Origin of the sequence: Bradyrhizobium sp., from assembly GCF_030646015.1 — a bacterium.
GTDB lineage: Bacteria > Pseudomonadota > Alphaproteobacteria > Rhizobiales > Xanthobacteraceae > Bradyrhizobium.
Map to the genome: position 1 here is coordinate 65,365 of NZ_JAUSLT010000087.1, position 19,959 is coordinate 85,323.

Below are 19,959 nucleotides of genomic sequence, written 5' to 3' on the forward strand. Positions count from 1 at the left end.
TCGCCATCCTGAAGAAATGATTTCAGCCGTCTGAACGCGCTGATCCGGAGATCGAATTATGCGTCTTCTAAGTTATCTCGCGAGCGGCAGACCTGGCTACGGCGCTGCCGTCGATGCCGGCATCGTCGACCTGACCAGGCGGCTCGGAGCGCCATTTTCCGATCTGCGGAGCCTGATCGCCGGCGACGGGATCGACGCCGCGCGCAACGCTTGCGCCGGTCAAACGCCCGATTACGCGCTCGACGACGTGGTCCTGCTGCCGCCGGTCCCGGCACCCGAAAAGATCTGGTGCATCGGGGTGAACTACAAGGATCGCAATGCCGAATACAAGGACAATTCGGACCTGCCCAAATATCCGAGCCTGTTCGTTCGCAACCCGTCCTCGGTGGTCGGGTCCGGACAGGGAATCGAGAAGCCCAAGATATCCGAGCAACTCGACTATGAGGGCGAGCTGGTCATCGTGATCGGCAAGGAGGGGCGGCATATCCCGCGCGAGCGCGCCCTTGAACACATCTTCGGCATGACGCTCTGCAACGAGGGCAGCGTGCGCGACTGGCTGCACCACGGCAAGTTCAACGTCACGCAAGGCAAGAATTTCGACCGCTCCGGCAGCATCGGGCCGTGGATCGTCACGGCAGACGAACTCGATCCGCGCGGTCCGCACGACATCCTCACCCGCGTCAATGGCGAGTTGCGGCAGCAGGACTCCACCGAGCGGCTGATGTTCCCGTTCGATTTCCTGATCGCCTATCTCTCCACCTTTGCGACGCTGAAGCCCGGCGACATGATCGCCACGGGAACGCCGACCGGTGCCGGCGCGAGATTCGATCCGCCGCGCTGGCTGAAGCCCGGCGACGTGGTCGAGGTCGAGTCCTCCGGGATCGGCATCCTGCGCAACACCGTCGTCGCCGAGAAGTAGGCCCATGCTCGACCAGCCCACCATCGATCGCCTCGCGCACCGCCTCGACGAAGCCGAGCGCAGCAAGTCCCTGATCCGCGCATTCACGCAGGAACAGCCTGACCTGACGATTGAAGACGCCTACGCGATCCAGCGCACCTGGACGGGGCTGCAGCTGGCGCGCGGACGCATCGTCAAGGGCCACAAGATCGGGTTGACATCGAAGGCGATGCAAAGCGCGGTGGGCATTTCCGAGCCGGACTACGGCGTGCTGTTCGAGGACATGTTCTATCCCGACGCCAGCCCAATTCCGTTTGATCGGTTCCACGCGCCGCGCATCGAAGTCGAGTTGGCGTTCATCCTGAAAACCGCGCTGAAGGGGCCGGACTGCACCATCTTCGACGTGCTCAACGCCACCGATTACGTCACGCCCGCGCTCGAGATCCTGGAAACCCGCATGCATCGCATCGATCCCGAGACCAAGGCGCCGCGCAAGGTGATGGATACGATATCCGACAACGCGGCCAATGCGGCGCTGGTGCTGGGCGGGCGGCCGTTCCGGCCGCTGGATGTGGATTTGCGCTGGATCGGCGCGCTGCTGTTTCGCAACGGCCAGATCGAGGAAACCGGCATCGCCGCGGGGGTGCTCAACCATCCCGCGCGCGGCGTCGCATGGCTCGCCAATCGCCTGGCGCCTCACGGCGAGCAGCTCGAGGCCGGCGAAGTCGTGCTGGCGGGATCGTTCACCCGCCCGGTCGACATCGTCAAGGGCGACACGTTCCATGCCGATTACGGTCCGTTCGGGTCGGTGTCCTGCCAGTTCGCCTGAACCTACAGATATGAGGAAGCAGCGATGACGCGACGCAAGAGTATTCACATTGGCGAATTCAAGCATGCCAATCCGATTCCGAACGCCTGCCGCATCGGCAACTTGCTGATGTCTGGCGTCATTCTCGGCCGCGACCCCGCGACCGGAATCATGCCGGAGCGGATCGAAGACCAGTGCGCCAACATGTTCGGCCACATGAAGACGATCGTGGAGGCCGGCGGCGGCAGCACCGACGACATCATCAAGATGACGGTGTGGCTGCAGGACCGCAGTCAGCGCGCGCCCGTCAACACCGAATGGCTGAAGATGTTTCCCGACGAACGCTCGCGCCCCGCCCGCCATGCGCTGCAGATGCAGATGGATGGCGGTGCGCTGGTGCAATGCGATTTTACGGCCGTGATCGATTGAGAGACACGATCGACTGACCCGGCGTCATCAAGAGGACCTGCGAATGCCGACTTACCTTGCCTTCGATCCGAACCCGCGCCGTCCAACCCGGCTGCCGCCGCCGAAAAGCATCGACAGCCAGTTTCATGTGATGGGGCCGGTCGATAAGTATCCGGTGCGCCCGGGCGCGGCCTACGAGATGCCGACGGCGACATGGGAGGCGGCGCTGCGGGTCCACAAGGCGCTCGGCATCGAGCGCGGCATCATCGTGCAGACCACGACCTATGGCGCGGACCATGCGGTGGTGCTCGACGCACTCGCCGCCATGGGTCCGAATTACCGCGGCTGCGCCAACGCGCTGGTGTTCGCGGAAGCCGACGATGGCTATCTCGGCAAGCTGCACGACGCCGGCGTGCGCGGCGCGCGCTTCAGCTTTCGCAAGGAACTGGGCGCGGTGCTGTCGGACGCCGACTTCGCCCGCGCCATCGCGCGGATTCGCGAACTCGGCTGGTATGCAAAAATTCAACCGGAAAAGGACGGCATCGTCTCCAGCGTCGCCAAATATGAATCGCTCGACGTCCCCGTTCTGATCGATCATATGGCGCGCCCGGACCCGGCACGCGGCAACGACGATCCGAACCTGCGGAAGATGCTGGAGCTTTTGTCCAAGGGAAACTTCTGGGTGATGCTCTCGCTCGGCGAGAAGACCTCGAAGGCCGGGCCGCCGTGGGACGACGTGATTCCGATCGCGCGCGCCTATATCGATGCCGCGCCGGATCGTTGCGTGTGGGCGAGCGATTGGCCGCACCCGGTCTCGGTGGTGCAGCCGCCCAACGATGCGGATCTGCTCGAACTGCTCTATCGCTATGCGCCTGACGAGGCGGAGCTGCAGAAGATCCTGGTGACCAATCCGTCGAGACTGTTCGGATTCGATACTTAGGAGCAAGCGCTGTTGGCCGCGGCAGGGATCGCCAGAAAGCTGATGCTTGTTGGCGCGATCGACACAGCGCCGCGAGAAGTCCTGATACCCTGAAGGCGCGGCAGTTCGCCGCCGGGCTCCAGGGCGAGCGGACGGCCGTTCAGCCGCACTTGCGCATCCAGCAAGCCCGCCGCTTCCAGCGTATAACGTTCGGAATCATTGCCGAGTTCCAGCGTGTGGGATGCGTCGCGGTCGGTGTTGATGACCAGCAGGGTTACGCCACCCGGCATCCCGCGCTGGCAATGGGCATAAATGTGCAGGCCGGCCCGAATCGGCATACGTGAGTCGAGCACGCCGGTTCCCATCAACCGTCGCCACAACAGCGCGCCCCAGTAATTGGGCCGGGGCGCCAGCGTCTTCTCATCGAGCAGGCCGTAGTCGCTGGCCGCGAGCGTGTTGTGCATCACGACTTGAACGCCGGCCCTCGCCAGCCGTCCCAGCTGATCGAGATATCTGAACGTGTCCAGGAAGGTCGCGGCCCAGCGGTTGCCGCCGCAGGCGGCTTCCGCGGTTTCGGTGAGCCAGATCGGCTTGCCCGGTTCGAACCTGTCGCGCAGCAAGCGGTAGAACGTCAGGGTCTGATCGGTCCGCGCCAGCCATTGTTCGGACAGCGCCGCTTCCGGGGTATGCCCGCCGCGGCACCGCTCAGACAGCGTGCCATAGTGATGATATGAAAACGCATCGAGCCCGGTGGGGCCGGATGCAACGAGCAGCTCCGAAGCCGTTTCGGTCTCCCCGACCGTGCCCGGACCGAGCACCATGATGTCGGGAAAATTCTGCTTCACGAACGCATGGAAGTGCCTGAAGTCGCGTCCGTAGGCTGCTGCATCATAGCCGGCCGGTGCGCCGCCCATCGCGGCGAGGTTCGGCTCGTTCATGAATTCGGCGGCGGCGATCGCCCCGCCAACCGAGCTTGTGTAGGCGAGAAGGCGGCGCGCCTGCTCCGGCGTCCAGACGCCGGAGGGATCGCGGGTGCCCGGGCTTATGGCGAAAGAAGTCACGATCCCGGCCCCGACCGATTGCGCGAAATCGACCACGCCGCGCCATTGCCGGCGGCTGAGAATCCCATTGAATCCAGCCGGTGGCGCCGATGGCGCGGGTTCGGAGTCCGCAAACCAGGTGGCGTTGGCCCAGGTTCCGCTGACACGCACATAGGCCGGCGCCAGGGCCGCAGCGAGCATTCGTAGTCGAGGGTTGGTCAGGTCAATCGGCGTCCGCCAGGCGTACAGATCGGCGTCCGATGGGTTCGGCGCGTACGGCCGCCAAAATCTTCCACCGGTCACCTCGACCATTTCAACATTATAGGACTGGAAGCGTTCGTCGACCGTGCCGATGCGGGCCATGGTCGCGGGCGTCACCGTGACCGTCTCGGCGAGAGCTGGCGGGCAGACAGCTGCGATGAGCAGCGTGGAGATCAGGCCGGCCCGAAGGCAGGGCCCGATCCGCCGGACCTGCTGCACGCCAAAGCTCTCCGTCCGACCGAACAATACTCCCTCCCCAGCGCAGACGCACCATGGGGCGCAAGCGCCGTCCGAGTCATCGGGACTTCGAATCCCTAACTGCGGACGGGCGTGTCAGGTTGCACGATACCGGGGCTTTTCTCGGTCGGAAACACGCTTTCATAGAGGGCGCGTGACTGCTGAATAAGCCTGGCCTTATCGACTGCGGGATCGGGCTTCCGGAATTGTATTACTTCGCCCATTTGCTTTCCAGTCCATGAGGAATCGGTTCTGAGGAATTGGCTTGCATTTCACGCTTCGCGTTTGGGCGTGTATGTGCCCGCGACGCATTTGTAACCTTGCAGCCGCCACTCCCGGTAGGGACCCGTGGTCATCCACTGGGCAATGCCGATTTGCGCGTTGACCTGACAGGCAGTCATGGTGATGCCCGACTGATCACTGGTCGTGACGACTTTCTCAATGCATAGCTGGCTGCTGCAGAGAACAGCGACAAGGGTAACAAGCATCATGCACCTTTCCGACGAGAGAGCCCGGTCACTCCGCCTATGCAGCAATCGTGCCACGATTGATTGCAGCAATCGTGCCACGATTGAGTCGGCTGGTACGGGCGCGTTGGCAGTTGGACGCATCCGGCTGTCACAGCACGAAATTGCTGCAGCTCTCAAAGTGAAGCAGCGATGCGTTCACGCGAAGTTACTGATGCGTTTACGCGAGGTTACTATCGCGCGAAATCGTCACAGAAGTTCCTCGCGGTGAAGAAGCCGTTCTCTGGTCAACATGAACAGCCGTTCAAGAAGCTGTCGCCGATTTAATGTCGCGGTCCGGAACGTTGAACGTCTGCGGCGATTATCACTCCACATGTTAATTGGAGTGTTCCATGAAAAAGCTAGCTCTCGTATTTGCCGTCGGTGCAGCCGCGCTGTTCGGAGGTTCCGCCGCGAACGCCGCTGACAACACGGTGAAAGCGAAAGCCGCGACCGACGTGGCGCAGCAGTCCACCGATATCAGTGCGCACCGTCGCCATCGACATTATGGCCATCGTCATCACGGTTATCGTCACTATGGCTACCGCCACTACCGCCCGTATTACGGTAACAGCTACGGCTACGCGCCCCGGCCGTATTATGGCGGCTATAACCGCGGCTATGGTTATGGCGGCCCCGGCATCACCTTCGGCTTCGGCGGCCGCGGCTGGTAATCAGCGACAAAAAAGGCCCGCTGCCACGGTGGCAGCGGGCCTTTTCGTGCGACGGCTACGGCTCGGCGGTGCGGATGCCGGCGGGGCTCGCCTTCAGCGCGATCGGCGTCCCCCTGGTCAGGGTCTTGCCGTCGAAGGTGAACGGCACAATCTCGCTCTCCACCATGCACTGCGCCAGCAACGCCCTGGAATCCTTCGACCACGCGATGCCCTGGCACCAGTGGCCGATTTTGGCTTCCGTCACCGGCGTCAGCGTGGTGCCGTTGATGCGAAAAATCTGCAGCAATCCAAAATCATTGTAGAACGGCGAGGCCTTCGGCTTGTTGGAGCCGTTCATCGCGGTGACCGCCACATACGCCCCGTCGGGCGAAATCTTCAGCCCCTCCGGGGTTTGCGCCACGGACACCGTGGTGACGACGCGAACCGGCTTGGCGCGCATATCGATCAGGCTGATGCTGTCGTTGTCGCCGCTGCCGGTGCCGATATTGGCGACGACGGCCACGTCGCCATTGCCGGTGGAGTCGATCTGGTAGGGCCGCATCCCCGCCGTCAGGTCGCGCTTGGCGTATTCCACCTTGTTGCCGTCGACCGTGAGCACGGCGATCTTGTTGTCGCCATCCCGTGTCACCAGCGCTGAGGTGCCGTCACGGGAAAACATCGGGTGGCTGGGGCCAGACTTGGCGTCGCCGAGCGCGACCTTGCCGGCCGCGGTCAGCGTATTGCCGCTGATGGTGAACACCGAAACAGTACCCTCGGCGCGGTTGGCCACCAGCGCCAGCGTGCCCGCGCGATTGATCGAAACGCCGGCCGCGCCGGCACCGGACTGCAGCGTCGCCAGCACTTTCGGCGGCGAGGATTTCAGGTCGATTACGGTCAATTTGTCGTCGGGGATCGCCTTGGTCGGATCGGCGGGATCGATCTTCATCGCGCCGGTGACCAGCGCAAAACTTTCATCGGAGGCGACCGCGACGCTGGAGGGCGGACCGACCACGCTGGCCGGCACCGGCAGTTCCGCGACGATGCGCGGGGCGGCGCCCGAAAGCTCGATGATGGCGACGCTGTCCGGCACAGGCTGCTTGCGCACCTTCGCCACCCCGTCTTCCAGCACCATCTTGCCGTCATTGGCCGAAACCGCGAGCTCGGCGTGAGCCGCGCCTGCCAAAGCGACCAATGATGTCGTGATCAATGCCAGCATAGCCTTGCTGAATCGCATGCCGTCCTCCCGGAATTGGTCGGACCTCTGTCGGGTCCATGCTTGATAGTATTCAACGTGCGCGCGCGGTTGTCGACTGGCAAGATCAGTGGGCGCAATACCATTCCGGCCTGCGGGCGAATTCGGTGGGATCAAATGAAGATCGGCAGTCCACAACAGCTCGAGATCGCGGTCGGCAATGCGGGGTCAGTCTCCGCGCTGCTGATCCGCCCCGCCGATGCGCGGGCGTGTTTTATCTTCGCCCATGGGGCAGGGGCCGGAATGACCCATGCCGCCATGGAGGCTGCCGCCCAAGGCCTCGCCGAACGCGGCGTGGCGACGCTGCGCTACCAGTTTCCCTACATGGAGAAGGGCAGCAAGCGGCCTGATCCGCCGGCGATTGCGCATTCAGCCGTGCGCGCGGCGGTGGCTGAAGCCGGGCGATGTTGCCCCTCGCTGCGCCTGATCGCCGGCGGCCGGTCCTTTGGCGGCCGCATGACCTCGCAGGCGCAGGCGCTTTCGCCTTTGGCCGGGGTCGACGGGCTGGCGTTTTTCGGCTTTCCGCTGCATCCGGCCGGCAAGCCGTCCGACGATCGCGCCAAACACCTCGCCGGGATCAGGATCCCGATGCTGTTCCTGCAGGGCACCAACGACAAGCTCGCGGAGCTGGCGCTGCTCGAACCCGTGGTCGAGCGCCTCGGGCCTCGGGCGTCGCTGCATCTGGTGAGAGATGCCGATCATTCCTTCCATGTGCCGGCGCGTTCGGGCCGCAATGACCGTGAAGTCCTGAACGAAATCCTCGATGCGTTCGCGGACTGGATCGGCGCGATCGAGCCAGCCCAAGGGGTATCCTGAATTCGCGATCGAACGCTGCTTTGCGATATTGAGCTGCCAAATGGCCCGGCTCGCCGCCGCATTACTGGCAGAGCGGTTCGCCGGACTTCATCGGGCCTTCCGATTTCAGGCCGGGCAGGTCTTCCAGACGGTCGAGCGGCACCGCCGGCTTTGGAGCCTCGTACTTGACCTCCCGGTTCACCGGAATCTTGTCGAAAGGCAGAGCGACAACCCCGACGGCCTTCACCCAGTCGTCGAACCGGCGCCACTGCACACCATTGCTTGCCAGCGCCTTCTCGTAGGTGCGCCACCATTTTGTTTTCGTGCCGCCGAGATAGGCATGCGAAACCAGGATCATGTCGGAAGGCCGCCGCGCCAGCACCTTGTCGACAACATTCGCAAAGTCCTCGTCGGTCGAACCGCGCGCCCAGAGGCTGTAATCGCATAGCGAGCCCGTGCCCATCTCTCCGAACGGCACGTTGGACACGGAGATGATCTTCGCCTTGTATTCCCGTGGGGCGTAGACGGTTGCGCGCTCGCCGGCCGTGCCGCGCGCCAGCACGTATTCCACGCCGAGAGCGTCCGCGGCGCGCAGGGTATTTTCGTCGTAGGCGAAATACCTGCTCCCGAATACCCGCATGGATTTGACGACCGTGATCTTTTCGATGGCATCCTTCACCTCGCGCATCCGCGCGAGCTGCTCCTCATACGGTACATCCCAGAAGGCCTTGTCGGCATACAGGCCCGCGATCGGGTAGCCCTTGAGCGCGAGACGACCGAAATCTTTCGGGTATTCGGCGATCACATTGTGCTGCGCCTGCACCAGCGCGGTCAGGCCACGGCCGTCGAGCTGGCGCTCCCACTGACGGATGCCTTCGATCTTCTCGAACTCGATGAGCATGATCAGGCCGTTGGTCTGGCGGTCCATCTTCGGCGCCTGCGCAAGAGAAGGTTGCATGCCCGGCATGAGCACGATCGCGCTCGCCAGCAGGACGGCCGCGATCCGCTTCGCAAGCCGGCAATCGCCATCCCGGCCGAAGAAGCGGGCTTTCTTCAGGGATTGGGTGACCATGGCCTCCTCCAGCCCCGTCGGAAGGACCGATAACAATTATAATGATGAGGTCTAAACTGCTAAGGGTCTTGATGCATATCAAGCTCGTTGCAGGGAGATACGGGAATGGCAGACAGGCTCGGGTTGAAAGAAGCCCGCGAGATCGTCGATGCGATGTTGAAGGCGGCGGCCGAAAAGCGATTGAAATTCTCCGCCGCGGTCGTCGATGCCGGTGGCGACCTCATTCATCTCTCGAGGATGGACGGCGCTTCGGCCCTCAACGCGCGCATGAGCTACAACAAGGCCTATACGGCGACGAAGTGGCAAAGAGACACCAAGGCCATCAAGGAACGGCTTTTCGACATGTCGCTGGGCGACGACAGGCGCGAGATCGCGTGGTTCTGCGATCCTCTCTATACGCCGGTATGGGGCGGCATCGTTCTGAGGTCCAGCGACGGAACCATGCTGGGCGCCCTCGGCGAGAGCGGTGGAACGCCCGCGCAGGACGAAGAGATCGGCCAATTGGGCGCGAAGGTCTTCGCGGCGCTCTGAACCGCACGCGTCCGCCGGCATGGCGAGAGCATTCGCAGCGATCCACGGTATCGACCCCTGCGACGCAAAAAATGCAGGGTCGCGGGTTCCTGAATGGCGACTCCAGGTGGCCCATTGCTTAGCCTTCGTCATTGCATATATTAGAAGATGCAAATATATGGTGCGCTCGCTGACGCGGTTCGAGGCCGCCAACGCGGTCAGGTCTCGTGACAAGGGAAAGGCTGGTTCGATGCTGTCTCGGTTCTTGAGCAAGTTCTTGGCTACCTCCAGCACTCCGGCCATTGCGCATGAGGAACTCCTGCAGGCGCATGGAAGCGGAGCGTGCACGGTCGTGGACGTGCGTGAGGCGCACGAATATGCCGGCGGGCACATTCCCGGCGCGGTCAATCATCCGCTCTCGCAATTCGATCCCGCTCGCGTGCCGCGCGGCGAGCGCGTCGTGCTGATCTGTCAGGCCGGGGGGCGATCCGCAGCCGCCATGAAGCGAATGATCGCTGCTGGCAGGCAGGACGTGCAGCATTATCCGGCCGGCATGGGGGGATGGCGGGCGCGCAAGGGTCCGGTAGAGAAATGAGCGAACTTCAGGCGCGCTGACGCGACATCCTTGCCGTAATCGCCGAAATGCCGCATCCTGCCCGAAACTGCGGAAGAAAATTCCAGCAAGTGCCATGTTCTAGCAAGTGCCATGAGGATTCGCCGATGATTACCGCCCTCGTCCGGTTCAAGCTGCCCGCAGCCATCGATGTCGCGAAGGCGGCCGAATTGTTCAGGGGCTCGGCGCCGAAGTACCAGGGCCTGCCCGGCTTGATCAGAAAATACTATTTGTTCGACGCCGAAAGCCGGACCGGCGGCGGCTGCTATCTGTGGGAAAGCCGCGAGGCCGCCGAGCGCGTCTACAATGCGGAATGGCGCCAGATGATCACCGATCGCTACGGCACGCCGCCCGAGATCAGCTATTTCGAGACGCCGGTCGTGGTCGACAACACGCTCGGCAAGACCATCCTCGACGCGGCGGAGTGACGGTAGCCGCCTCGCGCATCATGACCCAGCAGAACCAGATGCCGCCGACGGATGGCGCGCCGGTCACCACCGTCCGGCTGCAGAACATCGCGCAGTCCTACGGGCAATCCGCGGCGCTGATGGCGGCGGTCGAGGTCGGCATGTTTACGGCGATCAGCAAGGGCGCCGGGACCTACGAGGAAGTGGCCAAGGCCCTCGACATCCATCCGACCAACGCCGAGCGGTTGATGGTGATGCTGTGTGCCACGGGCTTGCTGGAGAAGGCGCAGGGTCGCCATCGCAATGCTCCTGATGTCGAGCGCTTCCTGGTCGAGGGCAGTCCCGGCTACATGGGGCCGTGGATTACGTTCACCAAGCCGCAATGGAACGAGTGGGGGCGGCTGGGCGAGCATATCCGCACCAGGGAACTGAAGGTGATGGGCGCGATCGAGACGTTCACGGTCGCCGATGCGCGGCGCTACCACAATGCGACCTACTCGATCGGCATGGGCGCGGGCCGCCGCTTCGTGCGCCAGGTCGACCTCGCGGGCCGTAAGCGCATCATGGATATCGGCGGCGGCTCCGGCGCCTATTGCATCGTGGCGGCGAAGGAACATGCCGGCATCAGCGCCGTGGTGCTGGATTTGCCTGTGGTGTGCGAGGTGACGCGCGAGTTCATCGCCGAGAACGGCGTCGCCGATCGCGTCGAGGCGCAAGCCTGCGACTTCACGCGCGATCCGTTCCCGGCCGGCTGCGACGTCGCCATCATGGCCTCCAATCTGCCGATGTACAGCCGCGAGATCATCGCTGCTGTGATCCGCAAGGCACACGACGCGCTGCTGCCGGGCGGCGAGATGCATCTGATCGGCGAGACCACCAATGACGAGCGCACCGGGCCATGGGGGCCGGCCTATTGGGGCCTCGGCCAGGCGATCGGGGATTCGCTGGGGCTTGCCCATTCGGAGGCCGACGTGATCGGCTACTTCAGGGCGGCGGGCTTTGCGGATGTCGGCGTGCACGAATTCATCGCGGGCTCGCTCAGCCGCATCGCCGGCACCAAGGCGAAATAATCTGGCGCTGCCGGCGATCCCGGCGTATTGCCACCACGACAATTGCAACCATCCAACGAAGGAAAGCGTCCATGCCTGCCAACCCGGTCTTGTGGGATCTCGACGAACGCGGCGTCGCCACGGTCACGTTGAATCGCCCGGAGGTCAACAATGCCTATGATGCCGGTCTGATCAACGGCGTGCTGGCTGCGATGGATGAGCTGGGCAAAAAGCCTCAGCTGCGCGTTGTGGTGCTGAGGGGCAACGGCAAGCACTTTCAGGCCGGAGCCGACCTGAAATGGATCAATGGCGTCCGGCCGAAATCGGTTGAAGAGAACGAAGCGGTGTCGCAGGCCACGTTCGAGGCGGTGCAGCGGTTGAACCTGTTGCCGATTCCGACTGTGGCGCTGGTGCAGGGCGGCTGTTTTGGTGGCGGCACCGGGGTGATCTCCGCCTGCGACGTGGTGATCGCGGCCGACAATGCGCTGTTCTCGATCACCGAAGTACGCTGGGGGCTGACCGCAGCGATCATCATCCCGCAACTGTGCGACGCCATCGGCGTCCGCCAGGTCCGCCGCTATGCCCTGACCGGCGAGCGCTTCGGCGCCGAAGACGCGCGGCGTATCGGTCTCGTCCACGAAGTGGTGCCGCTGGCTGATCTGGAAGCCGCGGGCGCCAAGGTGGTGGCGCAGTTGCTGGGCAATGGTCCCGAGGCCATCGCCGAGACCAAGGCGCTGGCGCTGGAAAGCTCGTTCGGCGGCATGGGCGTCGACGACGAGGCCTATGCGCGGCTGGTGCGGATGCATTCGGCGCGCCGCCGGACGGCGGAAGCTTCGGAGGGCCTGGCCTCGTTCGCGGAGAAACGCGCGGGCAATTGGAAACAGAAATAACCCGCGGGTTGAGTTGGTGGGATGCGCTTCTTTCACCTCTCCCCGCTTGCGGGGAGAGGTCGGATCACATCGCAGATGTGATCCGGGTGAGGGGGTACCAGTCCATCAATTCACACCAGACTCGCGGATATTCCCCCTCACCCCGACCCTCTCCCCGCAAGCGGGGAGAGGGAGAAGATCAGCATCCCCGGCAAATGCCGCGCATGCTCCTGTATAGCGCCTCGTCTTCCCGCCGCATCTCCTGCAGCGAATCCATCGTCGAGGTGTCGGCGGCGGGCTCGGGCTTGCGTTTGGCGGCGAGTTCTTTTTCCTGGCGTTGATAGCAGGCCTCGCGCTCGGGCTTGGCCTGGATGAACCGGCATTGCTCCACCGCCGCGACAGCGGGAGCCGCGCCGAGGATCAGGCCAACTAACGTGGATAAGAGGAGCTTCAAGGCCGCGGCCCTTCGTTGTTTCGCAGTTCAAGTGTAACCCGGATTGCGCTTCGCTCCATCCGGGCTACGATGTTTTTTGTGTTAGACGAGGGCCCATGACAAAAATCCTGATCGTCAATCCGAATACCACCGCGTCGATGACCGAAACCATCGGCGCCGCGGCGCGCGACGTCGCCGCCCCCGGCACCGAGATCGTGGCCGTGACGTCGGCGATGGGGCCGGCCTCGATCGAAGGCTTTTATGACGAAGCCTTCGCCGTTCCCGGCCTGATTCAGGCACTGATGAATGCCCCCGACGCCGATGCCGGCATCATCGCCTGCTTCGACGACACCGGGCTGGACGCCGCGCGATCGGCGGTGCGTTTCCCGGTGGTCGGGATTTGCGAGGCGGCGCTGGTCACCGCGGGACAAATCGCAAAGCGCATCGCGGTGGTCACCACGCTGCCGCGCTCGATCGTGCCGCTGGAAGAGCTGGTGCGCCGCTACGGCTTCGCCGAGCGGGTGCGCGTGAGCGCGTGCAATGTCGCGGTGCTCGATCTCGAAAAGCCCGGCTCGGGCGCCGCAGCCAGGCTCGACGCCGAGATCGCGCTGGCGCTGGACAAGGGCGCCGAAGCGATCGTGCTGGGGTGCGCGGGCATGGCCGATCTCGCGGCCACGCTTTCGCGGAAGTTCAGCGTTCCCGTGATCGATGGCGTCGCGGCGGCGGTCAAACAGGCTGAAGCCCTGGCCGGCCTGAAGCTCACGACCTCGCGGCGTGGCTGCTACGCTTTTCCGGCGGCGAAAGCGTATTCGGGGCTGCTCGCGCCGTTTGCGCCCAGGACTTAGCCGCCATAGATCCGGTCGCGCAGCCGCCGCATCCCGGTCAGCCATCGCTCGGGGTTGGACGCCTTGCGCTGCATGTAGTCATGCACCTGCGGGTGCGACAGAATCAAGAAGCGCTCGGCCTCCATCGCCTCCAGCACCATGCGCGCCACTTCCGGCGCCTGCAGCACGCCGTCGACGCGCGCGGCACTCGGCCCCGGCGTCGTCATTCCCGTCTGCACCGACTGCGGACACAGCACGGACACCCGGATGCCGCGGTCGCCATATTGAATGGCGAGATGCTCGGCCAGCGCCACCGCGGCATGTTTGGTCACGCCGTAGGGCATCGAGTTCAGCGACGCCAGCAGGCCCGCGGCGGAGGCGGTGTTGAGCAGATAGCCGGAGCCGCGCGCCAGCATGCCCGGCACCAGCGCGCGCGCCGCGAACACGTGGCTCATGACATGCACCCGCCAGCTGACGTCCCAGTCGGCGTCGGAGGCCGCTTCCTGTCCCTTGCGCGACAGGCCGGCATTGGAAAAGAACACGTCGACCGGCCCATACTTGTCCTCGGCCGCCGCGATCAGCGCCTTGATGTCCTCTTCCTGTCCGACGTCGCAGGTAACGGCGAGGCCGTCGATCTCGCCGGCGACCTTTGCCAGCCGGTCGCGCGACGTCCTGAGATCGCCGACCACAACCCCGCGCGCGCCGGCTGCCGCGTAAGCGCGCGCGACCGCCTCGCCGATGCCGCTGGCGGCACCGGTGACGATGCAGACCTTGTCCTTGACGTGCATGTTTTGATTCTCACTTCCGATCATGTTTCATTCGGATTGAAGCACTGGCGAGATGGTGCGGCAACGGCGGTGAGCCCCCTCTCCCCCTGTGGGAGAGGGTTGGGGTGAGGGGTTCAGGTCCATCGGTGGAGCAAAACCCCTCACCCGGATCGCATCTTCGATGCGATCCGACCTCTCCCACAAGGGGAGAGGTGAAGGGGAGCGCGCGAATGCTGCGAGTCCGAATTCACGCGATGCCGCTCACCCCTGATAAAGCCCCTTCTCCCGCGCCATCCTGATCGCCAGCGCCGCCATCAAGTCGAGCATCGGCGTCGACAGTCCCGCAGCACGGGCGAACGCGGCCGGCGCGCGCACCAGCACATCGATTTCCATGGCGCGGCCGAGCTCGTAGTCCTGCAGGATCGACGGCTTGTGGTCGGGCGCGGGACCCGTGCGGGCGAGGCGCTTGACGCCGGGAAAGCAGCTTTGCGCGACGGAATTGGCCTCGTCGAGCAGCCGCGGGATGATGTCCTGCAGGTCGGGCTCGTCCCGCACGCCGCGCGCGGTCTGTCCGGTCAACAGGCACAGCACCGACATCGACATGTTGGTCAAAAGCTTGGTCCAGATCGTCTCCCGGATCTTTTCCACCGGCGACGACTGGATCGAAGCCTCGTTGAGTGCGGCGCGCAGGGCCCCGATCCGCGCGCTGCCGCGATCGTCGCATTCGCCGACCAGCAGCATGTTACGTTCGGGCGAAAGATTGGCGACGATGCCGGGTGCGATGACCTCGTTGGATGAAAGCACCACGCCGCCGATGATCCGCTCCGGGGCAACCATCGATCGCAATTGGCCGCCGGGATCGAGAAAGCCGAGGTCGGGCGGCGGCACATCGGAGACAAGCCCGATATCGTACCACCAGGGAATGCCGTTCTGGGCAAACACCACGGCGGTGTGGTCGCGCAGCAGCGGCGGCAGCCCCGTGACCAGGCTGCCGAGCGAGTTCGCCTTCAGCGTCGAGATCACGACATCCTGCGGCCCCAGCTCCGCCGGGTCGTCCGACGCCTTGACGTGCGCCGTGAATCCGGCGCCATCGACCCGAAGCGTCAGGTCCTTGGCCTTGACCGCTTCCAGATGCGGCCCGCGCATCACGCAGGACACCTCGTGTCCGGCGAGCGCCAGCCGCACCGCAAAATGGCTGCCGACGGCGCCCGCGCCGAAGATGCAGATACGCATGGGGGAGGGTGTCCTTGTCAGGTGGGCGACGGCGTGGCGGCCAGTTTCCACAGACGGGTGTCGTAGCGCAACCCATCAGGCGAGCCTTGACGAGATGGCTAAATTTCAGCACCCGGGGCATGATCATCCGCCACTCATTCGGGAACTCCAAAATTGCCGCTCAAAACCATCACCGAACCCGCCCGTCAAATCCCGCTCTACGGCGAATACGAAGTCGTCGTCCTTGGCGGCGGCCCGGCCGGCATAGCCGCAGCGGTCGCCGCCGCGCGCGCCGGGCGGCGCACGCTGCTGCTCGAGCGTTACGGCTTTCTCGGCGGCATGGGCACCGCGGCGGGGGTAACGAATTTCTGCGGGCTGCACGCCAATGTGTTTGGCGAGATGCATCGGGTGGTGCAGGGGGTGGCCTCCGATCTGCTGGCAAGGATAGATCATCTCGGCGGATTGAATGCGCCGCATTTGATCCTCGGCAAGATTTTCGCGCAGGCCTATGACACTGCGGCCTACAAGATCGCGGCCGACGGTCTGTTGGCCGCCCACAAGGTCGATATCCTCTTCCATGCGCTCGGCGCCGGCGTGGTGATGCATGACGAGACGCGCATCAACGCGCTGATGGTCGAGACCAAGGCCGGGCGGCAGGCGGTGCGGTCGGACATTTTCATCGACTGCTCCGGCGATGGCGATCTCGCGGCCTGGGCCGGCGCGCGCTTCGAGGTCGGCGATAACGCCGGCAGCATGCTGTACCCCTCGATGATGTTCCGGCTCAACGGCATCGACCCGGATAAGGCCGGCGACGCCTGGCGGACCATTCCGGCACTGATGGAGGCGGCCGCAGCCGCCGGCACCCATCATTTCCCGCGCAAGGCTGCGATCGTGCGGCCGCAGCGCTCTGGAATCGAATGGCGGGTCAATTTCACCCAGCTGTCGCGCGAGGACGGCACCGCGATCAACGGGCTCTTGCCCGACGATCTCACCCGCGGCGAAATCGACGGCCGCCGCCAGGCAGTCGCCGCGTTCGATTTTCTGCGCACGGTGACGGGGTTTGAAAAATCCTACATCGTCGACCTGCCGCCGCAGCTCGGCATCCGCGAAACCCGCCGGGTGATCGGCGGCTACATGTTGAGTGGGGAGGACGTGCTCGGCTGCGCCGCGTTCGACGACAGCATCGGCGTCAACGGCTGGCCGATGGAATCCCATGTCGCCGGCGATGTGATCTTCAAGTTCCCGCCGATCCCGGAATCGCGCGGCTTTAATGAGCTGCCGTACCGGATGCTGACGCCCGAGGGCATCGACAATCTGCTGGTGGCCGGGCGCTGCGCCTCGATGACCCATGACGGCCAGTCGGCGGCGCGGGTCTCCGGCGCCTGCTTTGCGATGGGGGAGGCGGCGGGAACGGCGGCTTCACTGGCGCTCGGCGGCAACACGATTCCGCGCGACATCACGGTGGAAAAGTTGCAACAAGCGTTGCAGCAGCAGGGTGCGTTCATCGGGCGGGACCAGGCTGTGCCCGAAGGGCTGTAGGAGGTTCTGACGTTCGTCATTGCGAGGAGCGCTTGCGACGAAGCAATCCAGCTTGCTTCACGATGGATTGCTTCGCTACGCTCGCAATGACGGTTTCAGATGACGGAGGAAACGGGATGACGGGATTTGCGCGGCTCGCATTGGCGGGCCTGATGGTTTTGATGGTGGGCGGGGCCGCGTCTTCCGAGGGCCGTTGCCAGGAGCCATTGAAAGCCAAAATCGGCGTGCTCCGGCTGTCGTCGTCGGCGCCGGTGTTCATTGCGCAGGACAAGGGTTATTTCAAGGAGGCCGGGCTCGAGATCGAGCTGAAATTCTTCGATGCGGCGCAGCCGATCGCGGTGGCGACCGCTTCGGGCGATGTCGATTTCGGTGTCACCGCCTTCACCGCCGGACTCTACAATCTCGCCGGCAAGGGCGCGCTGAAGGTGATCGGCGGCATGAGCCGCGAGAAGGCCGGCTATCCGCTGATCGGCTATTTCGCCAGCAATAATGCCTATGCTGGGGGCCTGAAGACCCCTAGGGATCTCGCCGGCAAGCGCATCGCGGTGACGCAGACCGGCTCCAGCTTCCACTACTCGCTGGGGCTGCTGGCCGACAAATACAACTTCAAGCTCGCCGATATCAAGGTGCTGCCGATGCAGTCGCTGTCGAATGCCGCCGCCGCGCTGAAGGGCGAGACGGTGGATGCCGCGCTGTTGCCGGTCTCGACCGCGCGCAAGCTGATCGACGATGGCGGCGCCAAGCTGCTGGGCTGGGTTGGCGACGAAACGCCATGGCAGCTCGGCGCCGTATTCGCCTCGCCGAAGGCGCTGACCAACAAGCCGCTGGTGACCAAATTGCTCGCGGCACTGGCCCGCGCCGACCGCGAATATCACGACGTGATCCTGGCCTCGATCAAGGACGGCAAGGCTGACATCAACGACAAGACAAAACCGTTGCTCGAAATCATCGCCAAATACACCAATTTGCCGGTCGAGCAGGTGGTCGGAAACTGCGCCTATATCGACCCGGACGGCAAGCTCGACGTCAGGAACGTCGCCAATCAGATCGACTGGCTGCAGGAGCAGGGTTTTGTCGACAAGGGATTTTCGGTCGATGCGATTATCGCGAAGGAATTCGTCAAGGCGGATTGATGTGGGCGCGGCAACCTATTTCGTCATGGCCGGGCTTGACCCGGCCATCCACGTCTTTCTTGCTGTTGTGCCGTTAAAGACGTGGATGCCCGGGTCAAGCCCGGGCATGACGAGATCGTAAACCGGTATTCCAGATGGACCTGATCTCCGACCATATCAGCCACCGCTTCGGCGCGCTCGAGGTGCTTGACGACGTCTCGTTCACGGTGCGCTCGGGCGAGGTGGTGGCGATCGTCGGTCCCTCCGGCTGCGGCAAGAGCACGCTATTGTCGATCATGGGCGGGCTCTTGCAGCCGAGCTCAGGACGGGCGGAATGGCGCGGCGCGCCGCCGGCCGACAGCCGCAATCCGCTGACATTCGTGTTCCAGGATTTTGCGCTGCTGCCCTGGTGCACGGTGGCGGAGAATGTCGAATTCCCGCTGCTGCATGCTGACCTTTCCGACGCCGAGCGCTGTGCCGTGGTGGATGACGCGTTGCGTCGTACCAGCCTGTCGGATTTCCGAAGCGCGTACCCCAAGCAACTCTCCGGCGGCATGCGGCAGCGCGTCGGCATCGCCCGCGCGCTCGCGGTGCGGCCGGCGATCCTGCTGATGGACGAGCCGCTGTCGGCGCTGGATTCGCAAACCAGCGAATTGCTGATGGAAGACTTTATCCGCCTGCTCGCCGATGGGTCGATGGGTGCGGTCTATGTCACCCACAATCTCGAAGAGGCGGTGCGGATTGCCGACCGCATCGTGGTACTGTCGCGGCGGCCCGGACGAATTCGCGAAGTGGTCACCATTCCGCTGAGCCGCAGCGAGCGCGGCGACATCCATGCCTGCGAACAATTGCTGGCGCTGCAGAGCGAGCTGTGGTCGCTGATCCGCGAACAGGCCGTCGAGGCCGAACGCGAGGTCCAGCATGCTTGACCGCGCCGGGGATCAAGCGGCGTCGCCGCCGGGTGACATCGCCGCCGAAGCGCGGCCCGTCACTTTTCGCGGCGCGGGGTTCGCGCCGAAGGCCGGCCGCTATTCCGGCTGGATCGCATTGGTGCTGGTGATCGGGCTGTGGCAGCTGGCCGGCAGCGCCGGCTGGGTTAATCCCTTGTTCCTGCCGCCACCATCGGCGATCGGGCTCGCGATCTGGAAGCTCGCGGTGTCGGGCGCGTTGTGGAATCACGTGTCGGCGTCGGTGGTGCGTATCGGGTCGGGGTGGATTCTCGGTACCATCGCTGGCGTCGTGGTCGGCTTCGCCATCGGGCTCTCGAGTCTGGCGCGCGGCGTCGGCATCACTTTCATCTCGGCGCTGTTTCCGATTCCGAAAATCGCGCTGCTGCCGCTCTTGATCCTGTGGCTTGGGATCGGCGAGGAGCCGAAGATCGCCACCATCGCGCTCGGCGTGTTCTTCTCGACCGCGATCTCGGTTTATAGCGGCGTCGATGCGGTGCCGCGCAACCTGATCCGGATGGCGCAGAGTTTCGGCGTGCCGTTCGCCTCGATCGTGCGCCGGGTGGTCTGGCCGGGCGCGCTGCCCTCGATCCTCGCCGGCTTCCGCATCTCCGCCTCGGTGGCGCTATTGCTGGTGGTGAGCGCCGAAATGATCGGCGCCCAATTCGGTATCGGCGCGTTTGTGCTGCAGGCGGGCAACCTGATGCAGACCGATCAGCTGCTGGCGGGCGTCGTGATGCTGTCGCTGTTCGGGCTGGCGGTGGGCAAGCTGATCAATCTGCTGGAGACGCGACTGCTGCACTGGCGGTGATACTTACCCTCCCCTGG

23 protein-coding genes are annotated in these 19,959 nt (G+C 64.3%); 16 read left to right on the forward strand and 7 right to left on the reverse strand.

Annotated elements, in window-relative coordinates:
• Positions 1 to 58: 58 nt before the first annotated feature.
• From Q7T45_RS13510 to Q7T45_RS13525, 4 genes are read left to right on the forward strand one after another with little or no spacing between them, the layout of a single operon-like run.
• Positions 59 to 919, forward strand: coding sequence for a fumarylacetoacetate hydrolase family protein (locus Q7T45_RS13510; RefSeq protein WP_304871432.1), 861 nt, complete (start codon positions 59 to 61; stop codon positions 917 to 919).
• Between the two features lie 4 nt (positions 920 to 923).
• On the forward strand, positions 924 to 1,727 hold the full coding sequence (gene hpaH / locus Q7T45_RS13515; RefSeq protein WP_304871434.1) for a 2-oxo-hept-4-ene-1,7-dioate hydratase: 804 nt from the start codon (positions 924 to 926) through the stop codon (positions 1,725 to 1,727).
• 24 nt (positions 1,728 to 1,751) lie between these two features.
• Positions 1,752 to 2,135 carry a RidA family protein gene (locus Q7T45_RS13520; protein ID WP_304871435.1) on the forward strand — a complete coding sequence of 128 codons (384 nt, stop codon included), beginning with the start codon at positions 1,752 to 1,754 and terminating at the stop codon, positions 2,133 to 2,135.
• A gap of 43 nt (positions 2,136 to 2,178) precedes the next feature.
• Positions 2,179 to 3,054 carry an amidohydrolase gene (locus Q7T45_RS13525; RefSeq protein WP_304871436.1) on the forward strand — a complete coding sequence of 292 codons (876 nt, stop codon included), beginning with the start codon at positions 2,179 to 2,181 and terminating at the stop codon, positions 3,052 to 3,054.
• Here Q7T45_RS13525 and Q7T45_RS13530 read toward each other — a convergent pair.
• Together Q7T45_RS13530 and Q7T45_RS13535 are read right to left on the reverse strand one after the other, a co-directional pair.
• Positions 3,051 to 4,580, reverse strand: coding sequence for a hypothetical protein (locus Q7T45_RS13530; protein WP_304871437.1), 1,530 nt, complete (start codon positions 4,578 to 4,580; stop codon positions 3,051 to 3,053). The genes Q7T45_RS13525 and Q7T45_RS13530 overlap by 4 nt on opposite strands.
• 263 nt (positions 4,581 to 4,843) lie before the next feature.
• On the reverse strand, positions 4,844 to 5,062 hold the full coding sequence (locus Q7T45_RS13535; protein WP_304871438.1) for a hypothetical protein: 219 nt from the start codon (positions 5,060 to 5,062) through the stop codon (positions 4,844 to 4,846).
• A gap of 368 nt (positions 5,063 to 5,430) precedes the next feature.
• On the opposite strand from Q7T45_RS13535, the gene Q7T45_RS13540 reads away from it, so the two are divergent.
• Entirely contained in the window at positions 5,431 to 5,751 is a 321-nt protein-coding gene (locus Q7T45_RS13540; protein ID WP_304871439.1) for a hypothetical protein, read from the forward strand.
• 55 nt (positions 5,752 to 5,806) lie between these two features.
• Here Q7T45_RS13540 and Q7T45_RS13545 read toward each other — a convergent pair whose 3' ends face one another.
• The gene (locus Q7T45_RS13545; RefSeq protein ID WP_304871440.1) at positions 5,807 to 6,964 is read right to left on the reverse strand and encodes a YncE family protein; all 1,158 of its coding nucleotides are present in this window, start codon (positions 6,962 to 6,964) and stop codon (positions 5,807 to 5,809) included.
• Between the two features lie 135 nt (positions 6,965 to 7,099).
• Here Q7T45_RS13545 and Q7T45_RS13550 point away from each other — a divergent pair, with 135 nt between their 5' ends.
• On the forward strand, positions 7,100 to 7,798 hold the full coding sequence (locus Q7T45_RS13550) for an alpha/beta family hydrolase (RefSeq protein ID WP_304871441.1): 699 nt from the start codon (positions 7,100 to 7,102) through the stop codon (positions 7,796 to 7,798).
• A gap of 61 nt (positions 7,799 to 7,859) precedes the next feature.
• On the opposite strand, the gene Q7T45_RS13555 is transcribed toward Q7T45_RS13550, so the two are convergent.
• Positions 7,860 to 8,849, reverse strand: coding sequence for a hypothetical protein (locus Q7T45_RS13555; RefSeq protein ID WP_304871442.1), 990 nt, complete (start codon positions 8,847 to 8,849; stop codon positions 7,860 to 7,862).
• Between the two features lie 105 nt (positions 8,850 to 8,954).
• Here Q7T45_RS13555 and Q7T45_RS13560 point away from each other — a divergent pair, with 105 nt between their 5' ends.
• The 5 genes from Q7T45_RS13560 (at position 8,955) to Q7T45_RS13580 (ending at position 12,318) form a co-directional block, all read left to right on the forward strand.
• Positions 8,955 to 9,380, forward strand: coding sequence for a heme-binding protein (locus Q7T45_RS13560; RefSeq protein ID WP_304871443.1), 426 nt, complete (start codon positions 8,955 to 8,957; stop codon positions 9,378 to 9,380).
• 157 nt (positions 9,381 to 9,537) lie between these two features.
• The gene (locus tag Q7T45_RS13565; RefSeq protein ID WP_370691267.1) at positions 9,538 to 9,954 is read left to right on the forward strand and encodes a rhodanese-like domain-containing protein; all 417 of its coding nucleotides are present in this window, start codon (positions 9,538 to 9,540) and stop codon (positions 9,952 to 9,954) included.
• A gap of 125 nt (positions 9,955 to 10,079) precedes the next feature.
• The gene (locus tag Q7T45_RS13570) at positions 10,080 to 10,400 is read left to right on the forward strand and encodes a YdhR family protein (protein WP_304871444.1); all 321 of its coding nucleotides are present in this window, start codon (positions 10,080 to 10,082) and stop codon (positions 10,398 to 10,400) included.
• Positions 10,397 to 11,449 (forward strand): methyltransferase, encoded by a 1,053-nt coding sequence (locus Q7T45_RS13575; protein WP_304871446.1) that lies wholly within the window; start codon positions 10,397 to 10,399, stop codon positions 11,447 to 11,449. The genes Q7T45_RS13570 and Q7T45_RS13575 overlap by 4 nt, the downstream gene beginning before the upstream one ends.
• Before the next feature lie 71 nt (positions 11,450 to 11,520).
• Positions 11,521 to 12,318, forward strand: coding sequence for an enoyl-CoA hydratase-related protein (locus Q7T45_RS13580; RefSeq protein WP_304871447.1), 798 nt, complete (start codon positions 11,521 to 11,523; stop codon positions 12,316 to 12,318).
• Between the two features lie 178 nt (positions 12,319 to 12,496).
• Here Q7T45_RS13580 and Q7T45_RS13585 read toward each other — a convergent pair whose 3' ends face one another.
• The gene (locus Q7T45_RS13585; RefSeq protein WP_304871448.1) at positions 12,497 to 12,751 is read right to left on the reverse strand and encodes a hypothetical protein; all 255 of its coding nucleotides are present in this window, start codon (positions 12,749 to 12,751) and stop codon (positions 12,497 to 12,499) included.
• Between the two features lie 95 nt (positions 12,752 to 12,846).
• Here Q7T45_RS13585 and Q7T45_RS13590 point away from each other — a divergent pair, with 95 nt between their 5' ends.
• Complete coding sequence (locus Q7T45_RS13590; RefSeq protein WP_304871449.1) at positions 12,847 to 13,575, forward strand: aspartate/glutamate racemase family protein; 729 nt, start codon at positions 12,847 to 12,849, stop codon at positions 13,573 to 13,575.
• On the opposite strand, the gene Q7T45_RS13595 is transcribed toward Q7T45_RS13590, so the two are convergent.
• A complete protein-coding gene (locus tag Q7T45_RS13595; RefSeq protein WP_304871450.1) occupies positions 13,572 to 14,342 on the reverse strand; it encodes an SDR family oxidoreductase in 771 nt (256 codons plus the stop codon). The two genes, Q7T45_RS13590 and Q7T45_RS13595, sit on opposite strands and share 4 nt — an antisense overlap.
• A gap of 240 nt (positions 14,343 to 14,582) precedes the next feature.
• Positions 14,583 to 15,554: a 2-dehydropantoate 2-reductase gene (locus tag Q7T45_RS13600; RefSeq protein ID WP_304871451.1), complete on the reverse strand. Its 972-nt coding sequence runs from the start codon at positions 15,552 to 15,554 to the stop codon at positions 14,583 to 14,585.
• 153 nt (positions 15,555 to 15,707) lie between these two features.
• Here Q7T45_RS13600 and Q7T45_RS13605 point away from each other — a divergent pair, with 153 nt between their 5' ends.
• From Q7T45_RS13605 to Q7T45_RS13620, 4 genes are all read left to right on the forward strand, one after another.
• Positions 15,708 to 17,072, forward strand: coding sequence for an FAD-dependent oxidoreductase (locus tag Q7T45_RS13605; protein WP_304871452.1), 1,365 nt, complete (start codon positions 15,708 to 15,710; stop codon positions 17,070 to 17,072).
• 116 nt (positions 17,073 to 17,188) lie between these two features.
• Positions 17,189 to 18,205, forward strand: coding sequence for an ABC transporter substrate-binding protein (locus tag Q7T45_RS13610; protein ID WP_304871453.1), 1,017 nt, complete (start codon positions 17,189 to 17,191; stop codon positions 18,203 to 18,205).
• A gap of 134 nt (positions 18,206 to 18,339) precedes the next feature.
• Positions 18,340 to 19,113, forward strand: a complete 774-nt coding sequence (locus Q7T45_RS13615; protein ID WP_304871454.1) for an ABC transporter ATP-binding protein — start codon at positions 18,340 to 18,342, stop codon at positions 19,111 to 19,113.
• Positions 19,106 to 19,942 (forward strand): ABC transporter permease, encoded by an 837-nt coding sequence (locus Q7T45_RS13620; RefSeq protein ID WP_304871455.1) that lies wholly within the window; start codon positions 19,106 to 19,108, stop codon positions 19,940 to 19,942. Before Q7T45_RS13615 ends, Q7T45_RS13620 begins: the two co-directional genes overlap by 8 nt.
• Positions 19,943 to 19,959 lie beyond the last annotated feature (17 nt).